Below are 2,738 nucleotides of genomic sequence, written 5' to 3' on the forward strand. Positions count from 1 at the left end.
GAAGCTTCAAGAACTCCCATCATCGCAGGTCACAAGGCTCTTCCTCGTTCCCGAAGAAGTTGTCCACAGACGTCAGCCGGTGGATCCGGGCTGAGTGAGTTCCCGTGTCAGGCTTGAAGTGCGTATATGTGCTGGTCGGGTGAGGGATGGAGCCGTTCGTGCTCTTTCCGCGCGTGGAAGATCCAGTAGTCGGGGAAGTCGCCGTTGCTGATGACGGTGCGGAGGGTGAGGACGGCTTCGGCGCCGGGGACGGTCCACCTGCTGCCGGTGATGTCGAGTCTGTCGGCGACCAGATGGCGGGCTGCTCCTTCGACGGCGCCGCTGGCGATCGGCCAGCCTGCTGCCAGGGCCTGGTCGTAGTGGACGAAGTCGGCGTTGTTCTCGAGGTATCGGCATGCTTTGTCGGCGGCGGCGCGCTGGTCGTCGCTGAGGTGGTGGCGGTCGGCTTCGGTGCGGATGTCACGGGCGGCGCCGGGGGCGTCGCCGGCCAGGATCCGGGCGGCCTTGATGCCGACCCAGTCCTCGGCCGCGGGATCGGTGGCGGTGTGGAAGCACCGCGAGGCCGCCCACAGCTTCTCGATCACGTGGACGATGTCGAGGACGATGTGGATCGTGACGCCGCGCCGGGCGGCCTCGGTCTGGATCAACTCCCGCTGGTGGGCGGCGCCGTCGACCAGCACCACCCAGGTTCGGTGGTGTTCGGGGTCGCGGGCCTCGGCCTGGTCGAACGCGGCGGCGATGACCGTTTCGGCGTCCTCGCGCACGGAAGCCGTGAGCCATTTCGCCCGCGCGATGGGTCCTTTGCGGACGGTGCGGACTCCGGTGCGGCCGCCGGGCGGGGCGATGATGTCGTGCGGGCGGCGGACTGCGGGCTCGGCGTCGTGGACGACGGCGAGGGTGGCCATCCTTTTGCGGCAGGACTTCTCCCCGGTCGACAGCCGGGTGCGGAAGGTGCGCCGGGCCCTGGCGGCGGCCTTCGCGGTGGCCTCGCGCAGGTGCCCCGGGCGCATCACGATTCCCTTCTGGTCGACACTGATCACCAGCAGCGTCCCGGCCGGGGCCGGGTGGGGAGTGCGGGCCGTATAGAACGCGGCGACGTCCACGGCCGCGGCCCGCACCAGATCCTCCACCTGGCGTTTGCCCACCACCCGGCCCCCGCAGCTGCGGTCGATCGCTTCCAGCGCGGTGTCGTAGGAACCACGGGCCGCTTCGAGGACCGCGAGGCGGCGCAGTCCCAGACTGTGCCGCCCGTGGGGCAGGCCCAGCATGGCGTCGGCGGGGTAGAGGTTGGTCATGCCCGCGCCGCGCAGAGCGCACCGGGTCACGGTCACCGGCCCCAGCACGGTGGCCAGCTGCCGCCGGTGGCCCTTCTCCAGCCTGCTCCGGCCGCCGGCGAGCACAGCCCGCTCCTGCGGCTCGAGGGCGGACAGGTGGTCCTCCTCGTGGCGGGCCCGCCACTCGAGATGGGCCTGCAGGAGCAGTCGCCCCAGTTCCCGGGAGCCTGCTTCGACGTCGGCCTCAGCCTGTTCATGCGTCGCGGTGAGTGCTTCGGGGCTGGAGAGGCGGGTGGCCAGCAAAGTGAGGGAAGAAAACACGCGGGCAAAGGGGTCAGCCGCCGCGGCCGTTTCATACGCTGCGTTCATCGGGCTCTCGTCTTCGGACAGTGGCGATCTGGTTGGCACCATCGACGCTAGGGACGAGAGCCCGGCCCCGCACCGGCGCGACGCCGCCCGTCGGCCGCGGCTTGGTGCTCCGGCGCATCCGCGCCCGCCCGCCGCGCACCACCCCACGCGAACAGGCCCGGCTCGTCCTCGACCAGCCAGCCCCGCTCCACCAGCCGTTTCAGCTTCGAACGGAACCCCTCCACCTTGTTCTTGTCCGTCGACAACCCCAGCGCGGCGCACAGATGATGCGCTCGCATCGGATGCACCGCGTCCTGCATCACCTCGACGACGTCCCGGTACGAGCGCGGCAGCACATCCGCCTCAAGCCCCGGCTCCCACTGCGGCACCAGCCGCACTCCGACCGGAGATCCCGCCTGGCTCCGGTCCGCCGGCAGCGGGACTTCCTCCGCGGCCTCGTCCACAGACACCGTCACCGCCCCCTCACCGGACAGGATCTCCGTCATCGTCTCCCGGGTGATCTCCAGCCGGGACAGCACAGCCTCCCGCTCGGCAAGACGACCAGCCAACTCCTCCATCCGCGAGCGAAGTTCACTGATCTCGGCCCGGGCAGCCGCCTCCCGCCGCTCGATCTCCTCCAGCCACGACACCATCGCCGCCTCCAAGACCACGCCTCAGGACACGACGATCCGCCGTCCGCGCACGCACGGCAACGGCGCACGGCATCACCAGCTCACTGAGGAAGAGCCGCACCCATACCAGACTGCTGGACAATGGCGACGGTCCGGGAGGACCGGGCATGGCTGATGCCCAACTGCTGTTGTTGTGGCTTTCGTTGAATGGCCACCTGGTCCTCCGGGACGCTCTGACGTGCTGATTGAGATCTGCGGTCATCGCTGGTTAAGGGCCTGTTGCAGGGTGTTCCAAGGACCAACAACCCACTGGTCACCAAAGGGAACGGAACGGCAGCATGGACGCCGGACACGAACGCCTATGGGTCGGCATTGACGTCGGGAAGGGCGGGACCTGTCCCCGAGTGGTGGACACCTCTGATCCCGGCCCCGGCAGGGGCCGGGTAGGAGGCATCTTTTATGGTGATGAAGGTCTACTCGCCCG

Annotated in this window: 2 protein-coding genes; both read right to left on the bottom strand. The window is 69.3% G+C overall.

The annotated features are described in order from the left end of the window. Positions 1–107: 107 nt before the first annotated feature. Entirely contained in the window at positions 108–1,643 is a 1,536-nt protein-coding gene (locus ACGF8A_RS34495; RefSeq protein WP_393114781.1) for an ISKra4 family transposase, read from the bottom strand. A gap of 47 nt (positions 1,644–1,690) precedes the next feature. After that, the gene (locus ACGF8A_RS34500) at positions 1,691–2,275 is read right to left on the bottom strand and encodes a hypothetical protein (protein WP_393114783.1); all 585 of its coding nucleotides are present in this window, start codon (positions 2,273–2,275) and stop codon (positions 1,691–1,693) included. Positions 2,276–2,738 lie beyond the last annotated feature (463 nt).

The organism is Streptomyces sp. NPDC047706, from assembly GCF_043204795.1.
Lineage (GTDB): Bacteria > Actinomycetota > Actinomycetes > Streptomycetales > Streptomycetaceae > Streptomyces.